Origin of the sequence: Thermosphaera sp. (assembly GCA_038827615.1) — an archaeon.
GTDB lineage: Archaea > Thermoproteota > Thermoprotei_A > Sulfolobales > Desulfurococcaceae > Thermosphaera.
Genome location: JAWBNK010000001.1, coordinates 513351 through 529057 on the forward strand (window position 1 = coordinate 513351; position 15707 = coordinate 529057).

The 15707-nt window shown below is 41.3% G+C and carries 17 protein-coding genes; 5 read left to right on the forward strand and 12 right to left on the reverse strand.

The window, feature by feature from the left end; translation table 11 throughout:
• Positions 1–4 precede the first annotated feature (4 nt).
• From QXH45_02975 to QXH45_03015, 9 genes are all read right to left on the reverse strand, one after another.
• On the reverse strand, positions 5–1492 hold the full coding sequence (locus tag QXH45_02975) for a gamma-glutamyltransferase (protein MEM2078205.1): 1488 nt from the start codon (positions 1490–1492) through the stop codon (positions 5–7).
• 28 nt (positions 1493–1520) lie between these two features.
• A complete protein-coding gene (locus QXH45_02980) occupies positions 1521–2699 on the reverse strand; it encodes a CaiB/BaiF CoA-transferase family protein (protein MEM2078206.1) in 1179 nt (392 codons plus the stop codon).
• 34 nt (positions 2700–2733) lie between these two features.
• Positions 2734–3516 carry an RAD55 family ATPase gene (locus QXH45_02985; GenBank protein ID MEM2078207.1) on the reverse strand — a complete coding sequence of 261 codons (783 nt, stop codon included), beginning with the start codon at positions 3514–3516 and terminating at the stop codon, positions 2734–2736.
• A gap of 89 nt (positions 3517–3605) precedes the next feature.
• Entirely contained in the window at positions 3606–5147 is a 1542-nt protein-coding gene (locus QXH45_02990; GenBank protein MEM2078208.1) for a dihydropteroate synthase-like protein, read from the reverse strand.
• Positions 5148–5149: 2 nt separating this feature from the next.
• Positions 5150–5866 carry a flavoprotein gene (locus QXH45_02995; protein MEM2078209.1) on the reverse strand — a complete coding sequence of 239 codons (717 nt, stop codon included), beginning with the start codon at positions 5864–5866 and terminating at the stop codon, positions 5150–5152.
• 3 nt (positions 5867–5869) lie between these two features.
• Complete coding sequence (locus QXH45_03000) at positions 5870–6256, reverse strand: dihydroneopterin aldolase family protein (GenBank protein ID MEM2078210.1); 387 nt, start codon at positions 6254–6256, stop codon at positions 5870–5872.
• The gene (locus tag QXH45_03005) at positions 6246–6986 is read right to left on the reverse strand and encodes a 6-hydroxymethylpterin diphosphokinase MptE-like protein (protein MEM2078211.1); all 741 of its coding nucleotides are present in this window, start codon (positions 6984–6986) and stop codon (positions 6246–6248) included. Before QXH45_03005 ends, QXH45_03000 begins: the two co-directional genes overlap by 11 nt.
• The gene (locus QXH45_03010) at positions 6983–7846 is read right to left on the reverse strand and encodes a GTP cyclohydrolase, FolE2/MptA family (GenBank protein ID MEM2078212.1); all 864 of its coding nucleotides are present in this window, start codon (positions 7844–7846) and stop codon (positions 6983–6985) included. Before QXH45_03010 ends, QXH45_03005 begins: the two co-directional genes overlap by 4 nt.
• Positions 7843–8385 carry a hypothetical protein gene (locus QXH45_03015; GenBank protein ID MEM2078213.1) on the reverse strand — a complete coding sequence of 181 codons (543 nt, stop codon included), beginning with the start codon at positions 8383–8385 and terminating at the stop codon, positions 7843–7845. Before QXH45_03015 ends, QXH45_03010 begins: the two co-directional genes overlap by 4 nt.
• 126 nt (positions 8386–8511) lie before the next feature.
• On the opposite strand from QXH45_03015, the gene QXH45_03020 reads away from it, so the two are divergent.
• Genes QXH45_03020 through QXH45_03030 form a run of 3 tightly spaced genes read left to right on the forward strand, consistent with a single transcriptional unit; the run spans position 8512 to position 9614 of the window.
• Entirely contained in the window at positions 8512–8883 is a 372-nt protein-coding gene (locus QXH45_03020; GenBank protein ID MEM2078214.1) for a class II SORL domain-containing protein, read from the forward strand.
• Between the two features lies 1 nt (position 8884).
• Positions 8885–9184, forward strand: a complete 300-nt coding sequence (locus QXH45_03025; protein MEM2078215.1) for a hypothetical protein — start codon at positions 8885–8887, stop codon at positions 9182–9184.
• Positions 9174–9614, forward strand: coding sequence for an Lrp/AsnC family transcriptional regulator (locus tag QXH45_03030; GenBank protein MEM2078216.1), 441 nt, complete (start codon positions 9174–9176; stop codon positions 9612–9614). The genes QXH45_03025 and QXH45_03030 overlap by 11 nt, the downstream gene beginning before the upstream one ends.
• Positions 9615–10462: 848 nt before the next feature.
• Here the strand turns inward: QXH45_03030 and QXH45_03035 are convergent.
• From QXH45_03035 to QXH45_03045, 3 genes are all read right to left on the reverse strand, one after another.
• Positions 10463–11698, reverse strand: coding sequence for an FprA family A-type flavoprotein (locus QXH45_03035; protein ID MEM2078217.1), 1236 nt, complete (start codon positions 11696–11698; stop codon positions 10463–10465).
• Between the two features lie 58 nt (positions 11699–11756).
• Complete coding sequence (locus QXH45_03040; protein ID MEM2078218.1) at positions 11757–12458, reverse strand: peroxiredoxin; 702 nt, start codon at positions 12456–12458, stop codon at positions 11757–11759.
• Positions 12459–12617: 159 nt separating this feature from the next.
• A complete protein-coding gene (locus QXH45_03045) occupies positions 12618–13349 on the reverse strand; it encodes a hemerythrin family protein (protein MEM2078219.1) in 732 nt (243 codons plus the stop codon).
• A 192-nt stretch (positions 13350–13541) separates the two neighbouring features.
• Between QXH45_03045 and QXH45_03050 the strand changes: the two genes are divergently transcribed.
• Both QXH45_03050 and QXH45_03055 read left to right on the forward strand, forming a co-directional pair.
• Positions 13542–15140 carry an HD domain-containing protein gene (locus QXH45_03050; GenBank protein ID MEM2078220.1) on the forward strand — a complete coding sequence of 533 codons (1599 nt, stop codon included), beginning with the start codon at positions 13542–13544 and terminating at the stop codon, positions 15138–15140.
• A gap of 49 nt (positions 15141–15189) precedes the next feature.
• Positions 15190–15693, forward strand: a complete 504-nt coding sequence (locus QXH45_03055) for a small multi-drug export protein (GenBank protein MEM2078221.1) — start codon at positions 15190–15192, stop codon at positions 15691–15693.
• The last annotated feature ends 14 nt before the right edge of the window (positions 15694–15707 follow it).

The following is a 15707-nucleotide window of genomic DNA, read 5'->3' on the forward strand; positions in this document are numbered from 1 at the left end:
TAGGTTATAATGCCATGGCTGTTCCCTCGCTCCTCGGATCATTCCCTAGAACTATGTTCTCCAACGTTATAACTCCTACGTGGACATGTCCAGGGGAGCTGTATGGTTGAATAATGTTAACCGGGATATTACTTGAGACTGGCGGCTTTAAAGGCTGCTCCGCTACGACTTGTTGATGACCATAAGGTATAGTATATAGGAATCTTGGAGAGTCCAAGGCACCTGGAATACTCATGTGGTAAACGAATATATTCTCGTAAACTCTCAGATGAAGTTGTGGTCTGTAGTCTCCCCCTACACATCCGATAACGTATTTCTCTTTATCCGTTGAAACTCCCAGCACCGATAAAGTGTGAAGGGGAAGCTTCTTCGGGGCAGGACTGTTAGGCAAGCCCTTTGATTTCGCGAAGCCTATTCCCCTGTTCTGAACGGGAAACCCTCCTGCCACAAGTCCAGAGCCGAAGGGATGGAATAAGCTTTGGATAAAACCGATGGTTGCTTCCCCGTCGGACACGATGAAGAATGTGGTATCGCCATCACCGACTGCCTCATTAGGACTTCTATGATCCTGGGGTAGCCTAGAATAATGAACGTAATCGTAGGGATTTATTGTAAGATAGTCTGGGTCCCCGAGATAGTTGTCTCTGAACATATAGGATACTTCTATTGGATGCGACCATGCCAGGATTCTGGAGGGATCGTTAAAATCATACTTATCCAATCCGAGCTCATGTAATGCTGAGATCAAATTTAAAGTGACAATACCCTGCGAGTTAGGTGGGAGCTCGAATAACTGTTTTCCATCAAGCTCAAGCTTTAAAGGGTCCACTCTCCAACCTTCATGCTCCATGAAGTCCTCCAGCCCCAAGTCAACACCCTGTTCTTGGAGTTCGGCCACCAGTTCTTCCGCGATCCTTCCATAATAAAACTCATCCCACCCTCTTGTTGCTATCATTCTAAGCGTTCGAGCGGCATCCTTGTTGGTGACGAGAGATCCGACTTGAATATTGCTGAAATATTTCGACCACTTGTAAGGAGACAACTTATCGTGATAAGATTTTGAAGAATGAGCTAAAAACCAGCCAGCTCGAAAACCATTGTAGGCGATCGAAATTGCCCGTCTTAACAACACGGATAGCGGCAGAGTTCCATATTCCTCGTTGATCATCCCCCATAAATAGACAAGCCCCGGGATTGTGACGGTTAAGGGACCCACCTCGGCCTTCACTTCTAGATACTTGTCGGGATCGAACCCTGAGGGGGATCTTCCAGAGGATGCGTACGCGATTACTTCATCATTGACAAATCCTAATAAGAATCCATCCCCTCCGGGGCCTCCCATTTGAGGTTGAACAATCGATAGAACACTGCTTACGGCTATGGCGGCATCGAAGGCGTTACCACCCTCCTCGAGGATTTCTATACCTGCTTTTACAGCAAGATAGTGATCTGCAGTTACCCCTTTCTTACCGAGAGCGATTTTAACTGGCACAGTAAAACTCCTCCACCTAGACGTGTGCTCACGGGTAAAAAACTACTCCATTTTCCTTTAATTTTTTGATTTCGTCCTCCGAGTATCCGAGTTCCCTTAATACTTGCTTAGTGTCTTCACCTAGTACTGGAGGTGCTTTAACGCTTACAGGCCTTTCTCCATTAACGTAGCCGGGGGATGTTAGTTGAGGTATACTTCCTAATTTAGCGTGTTTGACTTGGAAAACCATACCTTGGCTGCTAACGTAGGGATCTTTGAAAACCTCATCTAACTCGTACACTGGTGCAGCGGGTACTCCGGCTTCTTCCAGTTTTTTGATCCAATAGTCCCTAGTGTTTGTTGAGAAAATCTCTTGGAGAAGGTGAATTAATAAATCTCTATTTGCAACTCGATCTGGATTCGTTCTAAAGCGTGGATCACTTGTCAACTCCTCGTGTCCGATGGCTTTGCAGAAGTTTATCCATAATCTATCATTGGCTGCCGCAACAATGAACCATTTACCTTCACTGTCCTGAAAAGCCTGATATGGTACCATAGAGGGGTGTGCATGACCCATTCTCCTCGGCTTTCTTCCAGTAGTCAGATACATCATGGGGACATAGCACATCGAGAAAATGGCGGTGTCATACATTGGTATCTCTAGCTTTACTGGCCTAACGTTGCTGTAAAGACTTGCGAGTATGTAGTTGACTGCTACTAAGCCGGTTATTACATCAAATAGAGCGAAACTCACCCTGACAGGCGGAGCTCCTTCCTCACCGGTGGTAGTCATCAATGCCGACATTGCTTGAATAATTAGATCATAAGCAGGTTTTTGCTCATAGATGCTGTCCTTTTTAAACCCCTTGATGCTAGCGTATATGAGATTCGGATTTAATTTCACGAGCGTCTCGTAATCTACACCTAGTTTCTCGGCAACCCCAGGTCTAAAGTTTTCTATGACTACGTGCACCTTCTTGACGAGTTCATAAATTATTTTCAATCCCTCGGGATCTTTCAAATTTACAACAACACTCTTCTTTCCTCTGTTAATAGAGAGATAATAGGAGCTCTCCCCATTAACGAATGGAGCCCAAGTCCTCGTTTCATCTCCGGTCGGAGACTCTATCTTGATGACCTCTGCACCGAGGTCAGCTAACACCATTGTTGCGAAAGGACCTGCAAGGGTGTGACTTAAATCGAGGATTTTAAGCCCCTTAAGCAGCATTACGATTCACCAATAGATTGATAATTCATTGAAGTTAAAATTTATTTTTTGAAGATTTCAAAACCACAGGTTTAACCCCTTCTTTGTCAATGGTGAAAAGCGTCCATACAGCCTTGTGTGGAACTCCTTTCATCTTTCTGACTAGTATTTGTCTTAAGGAAATTTCAAGCTCTCCGAGTTCCCTCTCCTTTAGGCTTCCTAACTCGATTATTCCATCGACGAGATGTTCAATGTTGAGGAGATATGATAAGAAATCTTCAGTTGAGGTATGAAGCGATGCTATCGTCGCAACACCCCGGTGTTTGGCTATGTTTGCTCGAATAGTTTTGACAAATTCAATGATCCTAGTAGGATCGAGAGTTATCATGATTTCATTTAAACTATCTATTATCAGCACTCCTGTATTGTTCATTTTAAATGAGTCGACATTCTTTATGAGGGAGTAAACCACGCTCTCTATGTCGTTGGGATTGACCTCATCGATCACCATTGGGTGCGCCCTGCCCTTCTTACCTTTTATCAGGTAACTGAACCCGTCTATAATGCCAAACCTTTGTTCCCTGAATGCGGTTTCGACGTCGGTATTATAGGATTTCAATTGCTCTACTATCGTTGCTGGGTCGTCGTCAAGAGTCAAGTATAAGAGAGGCTCGCCCTCGGTGATCACCGATTTAGCAATATTTGCCAGCAAGACGCTTTTTCCTGCCCCTCCTTCTCCAGCTATAATTATGAGGGAGTTTCTCTTAACCCCTTCTGGTAGAACGTAGAGTAAAATATCTACATTAAATACGATCTTATTGCTTGACAAAATTATCACACAATACAAAATGTTACATAGCCCTCTAATAAATCAGACGTGTTTTCTGAAACTCAAGGATGACGTATATTTGCAGAGTTTATCAAGAATCAAATTGGCTCTCGATCCGGGAATAAATCTGAATCTTGAACGTAATCCTTCCCTAGCTTCAACGCGATCTCCGCCTTACACAGTTCTCTACCCAGATAATAGAAGTGTTCAGGCTTCGTTGCCAACTTTCTCTGCAAGATTTCACCAATAATCAGCGATGGGTCGTCTCCAATAATCGATATACTTGGAACCATAGATCCATGGTAGTAATGTTCTACAATTATGGACTTGCCCGCGTGATCCACGTAGATCTTGAAATACCCAGCGGGGTCGGCCGTGTGGGGGACACGTTTGCTGGCTACAGCAGCATTTTGAACGTCTTTGGGTCTAACACCTCTACGCCTCTTATCTTTGCAGACGAGTAGATTGAGCGTGAAATCTTTTGGGTACCGCCCCTTCTCTCTCGCAAGAAGCGCCATCTCTATCGCTGTCTTGAACTCCCTTATAGAATTAGTTGTCTTAACGCTTGCTTCGGTTAAAAGGAATAATTCTACACCTATCTCAACACCTATTGTTGCTAGAACAGCGTTTACTCCAATACTGTCTGCATCGATGAGTTCTACATAATTACTGACCCCCATTAGCATGGGGACGTCGGGAAAATGCTTCTTTACTTGGATGTACGCGTATACGGATTCTACGAACCCCTTCATCGGGGGGTAGAGGACAGGATCTAGAAGGATCTTCTTATGCCCTTGCCTCAGACCTTCCTCTAGACCTTTCTTTAAACTGATCACTTTCTCATCAGCGGAGATTGCATTGTGGTCTGGGATTATTACTATGGCTGTTTTCTCAAACGACTGTTTGAATAATGATTTTTGAAGAAACTCGGGGGTGAAACTGAGAAGAATGTCGAATTCCCCATCTTGTAAGGAAGCTATCTCTTCTTGGCGTGGGAAGTCTACCCCAAGTGGAACGTCTAGCTTCTTTCTTATCGATTTTGAGACATCTAGTAACTGTTCGAGGGTCAATCGACTGGTCCCAAGCACAATGATATCAGCTCCTTCAGACAAGTACCTCTTAATATTAAAGAGGACATCTTCAACGTTGTCGTGTTCGTTTAAGAATATTTCACCCGCTATTAACGGAAATCTGCTCGTCAGGGGTTTACCGCCTATGCGGGTTTGAGAGTTCTCGGCCTCTTTTCTCAGCCTGTCAAGTATCTCCTTCTCGCTCATCCTTTTATTTTCTGAAACCAGTTCATCAAGCGGATTTAGAGTAGATAGCTCTCCTCCATTCATTAAGTATTCGATCATAAATGGGATATCGTCGGCATATAGACAACCCTTGTAAACCGGTTTTCCAAGCCTTTTACTCACTTCTGCTAAATCCCCTTTAGTCATTCCGGGGACAATGATGATGTCCGACCAGTCGACATGCTCCTTGTAGCGGGGGAGTTCTCGCAAGAGGTATTCGCTGGTCATCATCGCGGCAACGGGTATCGGTAGCTCGAGAACCTTCATGTCAACCTGAGTAATGTTTTTAACACTCTTGTGTATAAGGGGAGCGGCAACTCTTCCAGTAACTAAGAGTATCTTCAATATTAAACACTCTCAAGAAGTTTCAATATCTCACGGGGATGTTTTATTATTTTGACACCAGGCATCTCTTTCAAATTATCCAGGATCATCTTGTAGTATGCATTGGGCTTTAATGTTATTTCGACGTCGAATTTTATTGCATCAAAGGGACAGTGGTCGAGACACTTGTAACATTTTTTGCATTTAAATGGTTCAACCCTTACTATCCAGTAATCGTCCCTCATTAGGGCTCCAGTTGGGCAGGCATTTGCTGCCACACATTGACTACACTGGGAGCATTTCCTACGATCGACTTTTAAAGGAATCCTGCTTGATGTTTCAAAATAATCAACGGGGAGAATAAACAATTCTATATTGTTTTTCAAAGCGTGGGAGGCTAAATTAGTCACTAAAGAGTCCGATATCCCGTAAATGATTTTGCTCGAAGTATTCAAAGTAGCAGGCGAGATAACCGCAAATCTATAAATATCTGAATAGAGCCTTCCCGTAGAGGGAAAACCAGGGGCTTCTCTGGACTCAAGCACCAGCCCTGTTGGGTATGGCCCCTTTAAATTATCTGCGAGTCTGGCGGTAAGACCATAGTAGTCGAGTAAAGCCTCCCCGGCTTTAGAACAATACACTGTTACAGGGATCTTCAAGTGAAGTAATTCTAGGATGGTTTCAACTGATTCCTCTAAAAAAGGTCCTGCGCCCGTTATACCCCAAGCAACAGCACCCATCAATTATCTTTCCTCTTTAATTTCTTCAATGTATGCGAGGTTATAATCTAACTCTGGGACGTATCTAAGTGATGCCTTGACGACGGCCTTGCCGTACTTTACGACCACATTTACGACCATGTTTCTTGTTTTTAAAGTTGAGTAATTGTAGGGTGAATCAGAGTTCTTGAAATCAATGTTGATTACCACCTTGGCATCCTGCTTAAAAGGCTGTGCTTTAATTGCGTTTTCAATAACTTTTTCGAGAGCCTTAGCATCTTCGGGTGTTTTCACCGGGATACCTGTGAATTGGTGTACAACCATTCCTAGAGCTATTCCGGCTTCAAAAGCCGCCCTTTCCCGATCGCTAACTTCTCTATGGAAGTATTTTCTCGCCGGGTCATAACTCATGAATGCCACCTCCCACATGTAGGAACTGAACTCCTCTTTCTTGAAGGCTCTTCAGTAATAATCTCGCAATTTCCAACTTCCTCTTTTTAACTCTCTTATTGAAAGGAACCAGTTTCCCGGGGCATGAGTGCGGCTCTCCCATTAAATCGAAACCAGCTAAGTAGTTTCTATTAATGCCCAGTGCTAGTGCAACGAAAACTCCTCGATCACCATCTGTGAAGCCTCCGAAATTATAAACATGAGGTCTTGGTTCAACTTGAGTTGAACCTAATAAACGTCCTTTGAACATTGGAACGAATCTTGTAATCCTATCAACATTATCTCCGTGTGCATGTATAATTGTTACTGCGCCATTAAGGGAAGCTCGGAGAATATCAGCAATCAAGCCATCGAGATCTGAGACGATAATATTGGGGATTATGTTATGTTTTAGAAGGATCGTAGTAGCGCCATCAGCAGCTATAAGGAGTTTTCCACTTAGCTCTCCCTTCTCAACGAGATGTTCAATATCTTGCACTAGACTCTCTCCACAACCGAACACTATCGCCTCCTTAACTCCAACGAACATCGTTTTAAGCTCTGCATATTCCATGACGTAAGGATGCGAGCTTAATACGTTGCTTAATAGATCAGTAGCTTCTTGATCCGCCTTGAAGTTTAAGCTCAGATTCTTCATTATAATGTTTTCATATATCTCCATCCACCAGGATTTCTCTACGAGCCAACTCATTTATCTTCACCATAAATGTGCTCAAATTCTTTAACATGTCCTCCTACTCGGCTGACTACTCGGTATTGGTGGATGGTTTCAAAAGACACTACTTCGACAAATACCGTGTCATTTGGATTGAGGATTTTACCGTGTTTTTTAAAAAACATTGTTAAAACTTTTCTCGCAGCATCCTCAGTGAACCTCGGCTCAGAGAATATTTTGTTCACGAAAATTGCTTCCTCCTTCCTAGATAAGAGATTTATTGGCATGTTCACCGTGTTTATCAACAAGTCGAGGAGAGTGAGCGGAGATATGAGTTGCATACTGGATTCAACTCTTAATGATACTCTAGCTTTCTGCATGTGGGTTGCCTGAGTATTAAATAAGAAATTTGAGACCTTGAGGGCACAAGGGCATGCTAAAACATCCTCGACCTCAGCATAGCTTACCCACCTAATAACTCCCTGAGTCTTCTTATAAATTACACTGCATCCTAAAATCGCGTGATTAAGACCCTTATTGCTTTCGAAAAAATATTCTCCATGAATTTCTATTATTGCTTTTTCAGCGTAATCATTCGATTCAAAGATTTTCACAGCTAAGTCCAGTATCCCATCAAACCCTTTTTCTTGAATCAGATTATAATTTTCCCATATTACTCTATATAATCGTGACAAATGCGCACCACGCAACTCCTTGGGTAGGTCGACATAAACATTAAAAACGGGGATTAGAAACCCATTTCCAATTCGCAAAGGGGGGAGCTTGATATCGGAGATTCCCACACTATCGATCGGTATAGGGTATTGGGGTTTTTCGATATGAACATCTGGTAGTTCATTGCTTCTCATCGAGTATGTCACTTCCGCTTGTTTCATAATTTAACGGGACTTTTTACTTCTCTTGTAGCCTTCTCGAGAAATAACTGAATCGCGTCTGTCAATTGGTCCATTCTTTTGACGCCCTCGATCTTTTCTTGCCGAACTATCCTTCCATTATCGGAGTAAAGTAGCAGAGTTGTTGGTGATGCATGAATTTCATATTTGAGAAAGCTTCCGCTAGCTATCTCAGAGTCGCACTCTCTTGCAAACCAATCACATAATACTATGACGTAATGACTCTTAGGGAATGTTGGGCCAATCAGTTTAACAAATGGATACCAGTAAGAGTCGTATGCTCTGCACGCGGGGCATTTGGCATTATCGAAGTAAATTACGTACAATCCATCCTCCCATGGATTGAAAAAGTCTCCATTAATGTACTTCAATACCCATTTTGCTTTCATCGGGTCAAACACGTAGATTCCATTGGGGGCCTCCGGACCAACAGCGTCGACCTCCAGCCCTATCTCAGGCTTGTATTTCTTCTCCGGTCTTTCCAACAGCTTCTTAAGCAACTCTATAATCTCATCGTTCATGGTAATCACTCATATTATATTTATCAATATTATAAGGAATTTATGTTTTAATGATATCCTTTGAACCTCTTGAAAAAATAAACTTATTAGATAGTTTTATTATTTTCTAAATTGGTGAGACTAAAAATGGGGTTAAAAGAACTCATCTATGAGCCGGGAACCGCAAAAGGGGAGGCCTTAGCAAAGGTTGAGTCGCACACTCCTAAAATAGATGCACCCGAAGTCGTAAAGGCTGGAGAAGTATTCAAGGTTAAGGTATGGGTTGGGCCCCATCCAAATACAGTGGAGCATAGTATACGATGGATAGAGCTGTATTTTGAAGAGCAAGGAAGGCCTTTCAATCCCGTACTGATAGGTCGGTATGAGTTTACACCTGTGTATAGTGAACCGATCGTCGAGACTTATATCAAGCTGTCTAAATCAGGAAAACTGATAGCATTAGAATATTGCAATCTACATGGATTGTGGGAGTCAAGCAAAGAGATACGAGTGGAATAACGTGACCTCCAAATACGAGCTAAGAGGTAAGATTTTTTCCTCAATACTTAATTATAACAGGATGAGAAGCCCGGAAGCAACAGCATCGCTTCTCGAATTTGATGAAGATAATCAATCATTTAAGGTCGAGTTTTCCGGACCGTTTTGCCTATCATGCGGAGTAAAGGATTGGATCGAGGATCTGGCTTATATCCTTAAAGAGGAAGGAATTGATGCAGAATTGAAAGACTATATTGAGAAGGATGAGTTTAAAATTGAGGCCACATTTAAAGTTACGGTGGTGAAAGACGATGGACATTGACGAGATAGATATGCTTATTATCAAGGAGCTGTCTGAGAACGCTAGGAAAACCTACAGTGAGATAGCTGACAAGTTGAATTTAAGCGATGTAGCGATAATAAAGAGAGTAAGAAAACTTGAAACTGAGGGAGTCATTCGAAAATACGCCCTAGTAGTTGATGCTGGAAAGATAGGCTTTAAAAAGATCTCGTTTACTGGTATCAACGTTAAGCCAGAAAGACTTTTCGAAGTTGTTAGAATATTGAAGGAGAAAGATTACATTAAATACTTAGCTATAACCTCAGGAGACCACGAGTTATTAGCGGTAATCTGGGCAAGAGATAGCGAAGAATTGCAGAGAATTCACATGGAGATTAGTAGCATTGAGGGAGTGATAAATATATATCCTGCTATATTAACGGATATTGTCAAAGCGGAGCAGTATGTTTAGTCTTCAATTTTAGCCTTAAAATTGTTAGAGCCTGAGTTATTACGCCTAAGTCTTATCCTATCCTATTCACATGCTAGGGATTAATACTTTTATGATTGTCATGTTTGATTTTCTCATTTTCTCCTCATGCTTGAAAAAGGGAGAGAGCACTAGCTAATAATCAGTCACTGCTTTAAAGCGTTTCAACAGCTACAAAACCGATTATGATTCGAGAGTTTCACGTTTCGCTTTTTATTTTAACTCGACTAGGAATTGTTTTCAGGGCCTAGAATCCTAATTAATCCTTTTAAGAGTAAAATTATCGATCGTTGCCGTGATGAAGGGGCACCGTCTTCAACGCTGTTTTCTGGAAGGACTAAAAATTCTATCCACCTAAAACCCTCACCGGAAAGTCATGTGCTCTATTAATCAGGTTATAAGTACTATAATACTCCCTATAATAAATAGGGAAGTCGTCAGGCTGGAATCATGTCCTCCTTTGTTCAGGCCATCCCCATATATTTCATCTATCAAGACTCTAAATGTATAAGGTAGCAAATACATGGCAATGCATTCGTTAGAGTCATTAACCGAGGGCTCCTAATCTCCTCTAAGAGCTTTTTGCTACGGGTCATACAAACCCTAGAAATGATCATAATTTTCTCCTGCTGAACCTTTTAGACACGCTAGGGGGTTGTAATTGTCGTGGGCCTCGCTGTTACCTTATTTCTCACCGTGCATTTATTTCTTTAATCAGATAGTGTTAGACAATATGCTTTCCTGACTACCGTCTCTAACTGTTTCAAGTTGAATCCGTCCTCGTCAAACTTATTTTCATTCATCACTTAGTTGGGGTCTTCAGGATTCATTTAAGCCGAAAAAAGTTTGTCAATTTTCTCTTCTATACTTCTTCTAACTAGCAAGTGCTGGCCAGCTCTAAACTCTAATACGTCAACATAAGGATAGTTCTTTCCTAAGAATAATTCTTTGAGCTCAGAACCCGCTTTTCCACCCCAGCCGTATAAACCTATTATCAATAGTTTTTTGTTTACCGGTGTTTTCTCTATTATCAACTCGCTGACGAGTCTGGCGATTGGGAAGGCTCTTGCCTCATAAGTTGAAGTGGCTATTATTATGTTTTGTGCTTGGTAGGCGTCCGCTATTACATCGCTGAGATCGCTGTGAAAAGTATCTGTGAATTCACGAACATTATAGTCCACTTTTCTCTCCTGTAGTATTTTCTCAATAATTTCTACGACATCCCTTACGAAGCCGTACATACTGGTATATACTAATAAGGTCTTGCCGGGTATCCCCTTGCCCGCGCCAAGCAATTTGTAAATATTAAGCAATCTAGCGATGTCGGCATCCCTATAGAGAGGGCCATGCGATGGTAGAAGCATACTAATGGTCAGACCCGTTTGTTCAATCTTCTCAACATTCTTCACCACCCAATCCCTGAAGTGTCCAATTATGTTAGCAAAATATTTGACAAGATATCCGTCAAACCTCTTCTTTTCATCACTATTCAATTCATCATAGAATAGTGCATTGGGAATTCCGTAAGAGCCAAAAGCATCGCATGTGAAAAGGAACTGTTTCTCAACTACATATGTCATAATAGTTTCAGGCCAGTGGAGCCATGGTGTGTGCAGGAATTTCAAGGAATACTCTCCTACTCTGAACACCTCCCCGTCTTTTACAGGTCTGAAGTTTGGGGCGACCTGATAAAATGACTCAATCATGGCTCGCGTAAGCTGTTGTCCAAGCAACGTTATGTTAGGGTTCATTTTCAATAAATGCGGTATTGAGCCGCTGTGGTCGGGCTCCATATGGTGTACTACCAAGTATTTAACATCTCTTGGATCATAATGCTTAATTATCTGCTCTGTAAACAATTCTCCCACAGAACGTTTCCAAGTATCAAAGACCACAATTCCATCGTTGGTCTCGAGAATATACGAGTTATATGTAACACCCTCAGGGATACTCCATAGTCCCTCGAAATACTTGGTTTCAACATCTCTATACTGGAGTAAGTACAAGTTATCGTCTATTCTCGAATAATTAATATTCATAACCCATCCCTGTTTATCATCAATCAAACCTGTAGAATAAATGATTTACTCTTTAAGGAGACGTGTCAATGATTGTTTAAAAAAATTAGGGTTTGGAAGCTCTTTCAAGCCACTTTCTAACTTCCTCTATCTCCTCCTGTGGAACTTTGCCCTCCTCGTAGCAGAACCACCAATCAAAACACTTAAACTTCATTGGCCTTTCTTTCGCGTCCATCACATTATTGGCAGGTGGGACTATAAGGGCATCCTTTATGAGTTCATTGTTAGGCCATAAATGCGGAACCGCCCTCTTGTATTTATCGTTTAATTGAAGGGCTTTCACAAGTCGTAAGATTTCGTCGATATTTCTACCAGCTTCCTGCGGATAGTATAGGATAGCTCTTATTATTCCTTCGCCGTCGACGACTATCACGGCCCTGACAGTGTGAGTCGCGCTTTGAACGTGTAGAAAACCAAGTTTTCTACCAACCTCTCCATTAGGATCAGCTATTATCGGAAACGGTATTTCGACTCCGAGTTTTTCTTTAATCCATTCAATCCATTTGATGTGAGAGAAGACGCTGTCAACACTATGTCCCAGCAGTTCAGTATTTAGTCTTTTAAAATCTTCATATCTCTTAGCGAATCCAACAAATTCTGTTGTACATACCGGAGTGAAGTCGGCTGGGTGGCTAAATATTACAAGGTATTTTCCCTTGTAATCGTCTGGAAGTTTTCTCTTGCCGTGAGTCGTAACGACCTCCATCTCGGGGAATTTCTCACCTATCAATGGTATTTGTCCTACCATTTTCTCACCAATTTTTCTTAATTCTCATTTAGGTTTTTAAACTTTATTGTTTTGATAATTGACAAATATATATTTTTTTCGAAAAATAATGTAAATTTATGAATATCGTAGATAATTTGATGAGGATTTTCAGGATGTGACCGAGTGAAGGTGTAATGATTATTGTTTTGCCATGTAGAGTGCTAGTGCTTTGTCAAACGTGATCAAGTGATGCAGGTATGCGTATATTAATCCTAAACTCTCTCTCAGGGATTCTAGAACCCCTATCTCATGGCTTCTCAATAGGAGCTGATTTAATATCTTTCTAAAATCTTCATGTTCTTTAACATGTTTTTTCATTCCTTGATACTTGCTTTTCCTCATTAGCTCTTCTTCAAAACTGAAGTGGTTGTTAATTTTATTTATGAGAGCTTCTAAGAATTCAATAGAATTGTTTGGATCTTTCATCAACTTTTTGATGAAGTCATTCCACATATTCAATAGTTCTTTATGCTGGGAGTCAATTGGTTCATATCCAGTATTCATCTCATCCTTCCATTGAAGAGAGGGAAGTATCAATTTATATAGGGATATCAGGGATTCATGTAGGCTCGAACAAAAAACCTCTGGTATAATAACATTGTTTGACTCTAAGGGTTCACATCCAGCTTTTATAAGGCGCCCCTCCTCGAAGAGAAGAAGACATTTCGCTTTCAAAAAATCGTTCCTTATTTCAATATAGAAGTAGTCATCTTTTGACGATGTAGCAACCACTTTTAACACATGCTCTAGGTCTCCTTTAACCCTATCTACTATCATTACCTCCGATATGTCTAGCAGTGTGTTTATCTCCTGTATTCCCGATTTAACGCCTAGATTGATCGCCTTCAAGCAGTTTTCATAAATGCTCATATATCCCACTTTTGTATTGTGGAGTTAATTTTAAATTAATGTGTATTTAAATTTTGTTATTTCAATTAGGACATAGATTTATATACTTGTTTTAAATACTAATATCAATGATCATTAATCAACGATGGGTCTATAGGATTGATTGAAGCATATATTCCAATATACGTGCGTGTCACTGATGGTGAGTTAGAAGTGGAGTCTCCAACATCGCCCTTTATCCCCTTCAACGGTCAAATCAAGGACGCCATTTATGGTTACATAGACTATGTGAAAGGATTTGAAGACAAGGTTATTGATTCGTGGCCTCTACAGAGATTAAGATACATATATCAGTTGCAGGCCGCTCACTTCATTTATCCAAGCGCGACTCACACCAGATTTGCCCACAGCATTGGTGTAATGCATTCTTCGTTTAGGTACATCTCTCATCTTCTTAAGACCTCGTATCATCTACCGCTAGATAGCGTGTTCAGATCGGAATTAGTTCAATATCAAAGGGAAATCATATTTGCATCCCGACTGCTCGGCCTGATGCATGATTTAGGGCACGGCCCTTTCAGTCACGCCTTCGATAAATACGTGTACAAGAACAGGGAGTTTGTTGGATATCGAATAGGCAACCATGAAGTTATCAGTTATCTTATCTATAGGGATTTCTTACGAGATAAAATACTTGGTTATGCAAGAGAATATGAAAAAACACTTGGTATTAACCCTGAAAAATTGATTTCACTGCTTGATGATGGAATGAAGCCTCCTCGAGGGATGAAAGAATTCACAGATCTCATTAATCGTTCGTTGTTAAAAGACTTCGACTTCTATGACCCTATATCAGTTGGAGGGGTCAGCAGCATAGTCAGACTTGTCGTGAGAGACTATGCCTACACCAGCGATATTATGGACTACTTGAAAAGAGACAGTTTTTTCACAGGAGTTCCTGTCGGAGAGATTAATGATGATTGGATCATTCGGAACACTTATTTACTAGAAAAAGGAGATTCGATCATCCCCGGGGTCTCCAGGAAATCATTAGATGAGATAGCGAGGCTTTTCGATGCGAGAATAATAATGTATAAAAACGTATACTTACACCCAGCTAATGTTGCCTTCATTGAAACGATCGGCTACCTGATGAGTTGTGTTAAAACACGAATAGTTGAGGTTATTGAAAACATGTTAAGTAGTCCTGAAAACCTCGTGAAGTACTCGCTCCTGACTGATCACTCCCTTTATGCCATGCTGAACTCATTAGTGTTTCAAGACGCCTCTTACTACGAGTGTGAAGATAAGGTGTTTGCAAGAAAGGCAGCTGAAAGCATATTCATTCATAGAAAACCTGTTTGGAAGATGATAGGGCGATTCTCATACAATCTCAACCACGCCAAACACTTATTCGGAGAGCGATTCGGCGATGCTATTCAAAGACATTTGAAAGATAAGATTTCGGATGAGATCTCCAATCAGTTGAGGTCAAAAGGCATCGACAGGGGTGACTTGATTGTTATAATAGACAAGATCGACATCTACCCATCGGCTGGATCAGAAATTCTCAACAAAATACATGTAGTTGAGATAAGGGATAACAAAGTTCTTGATGCAGAAGAGCTGAGCTATGATAGATTTGCCGAGCAGTACGGATTAATACCGACCGCGCTTTTCACAATTTATATTGCAAGAGAGAAATATAATGACTTGTCTGGAGACGACTTAAAGAAGGCCCAAAGTAGTGCACAGGAGATTATAAACGAGGCTCTCTACGGTGGTGGAAGAGAAGCACCAGAGACGAGTTAATCAATATTTTAAATTGAACAAAGCTGTCTTGTTAGATTAGGTAACTGATATGGCAGACGCTATATTGACCCACCTGTTAATAAGCGTTCTCCTCGGCTTCCTCCCTATCAGCGAAGTAAGAGGCGCTATCCCATACGCGCTCGTAGTGGGTGATGGAAACATGCATATCATGGGAATATATATATTAGGAGGTGTGTTGGCGAACCTTTCAATAGCGCCAATAGCATTGAACATCTTGGCGCTTGTCGAGAGGATTATCATGAGCAATAGATTTCCTCGGAGGATAAGACGGATTTATTTTAAGATTGTCGAGACAGCCATGAAAAAGGCTCAGCGAATGGAAAAAGTAACTTTCATCTCGTTGATATTGTTTGTAGGAATCCCGCTCCCTGTTACGGGAGCTTGGACCGGTAGCTTAATAGCGTTTCTCCTTAGAATGGATAAAAAGAAGGCAATACTAGGGATCAGCTTAGGAGTAGTAATAGCTTCATTCATAGTTTTCATCGTCTCTTATCTCGGGATTTCCATCCTGAAAGCCTTGTTCATTATCTAAAAGCAGCATACGAA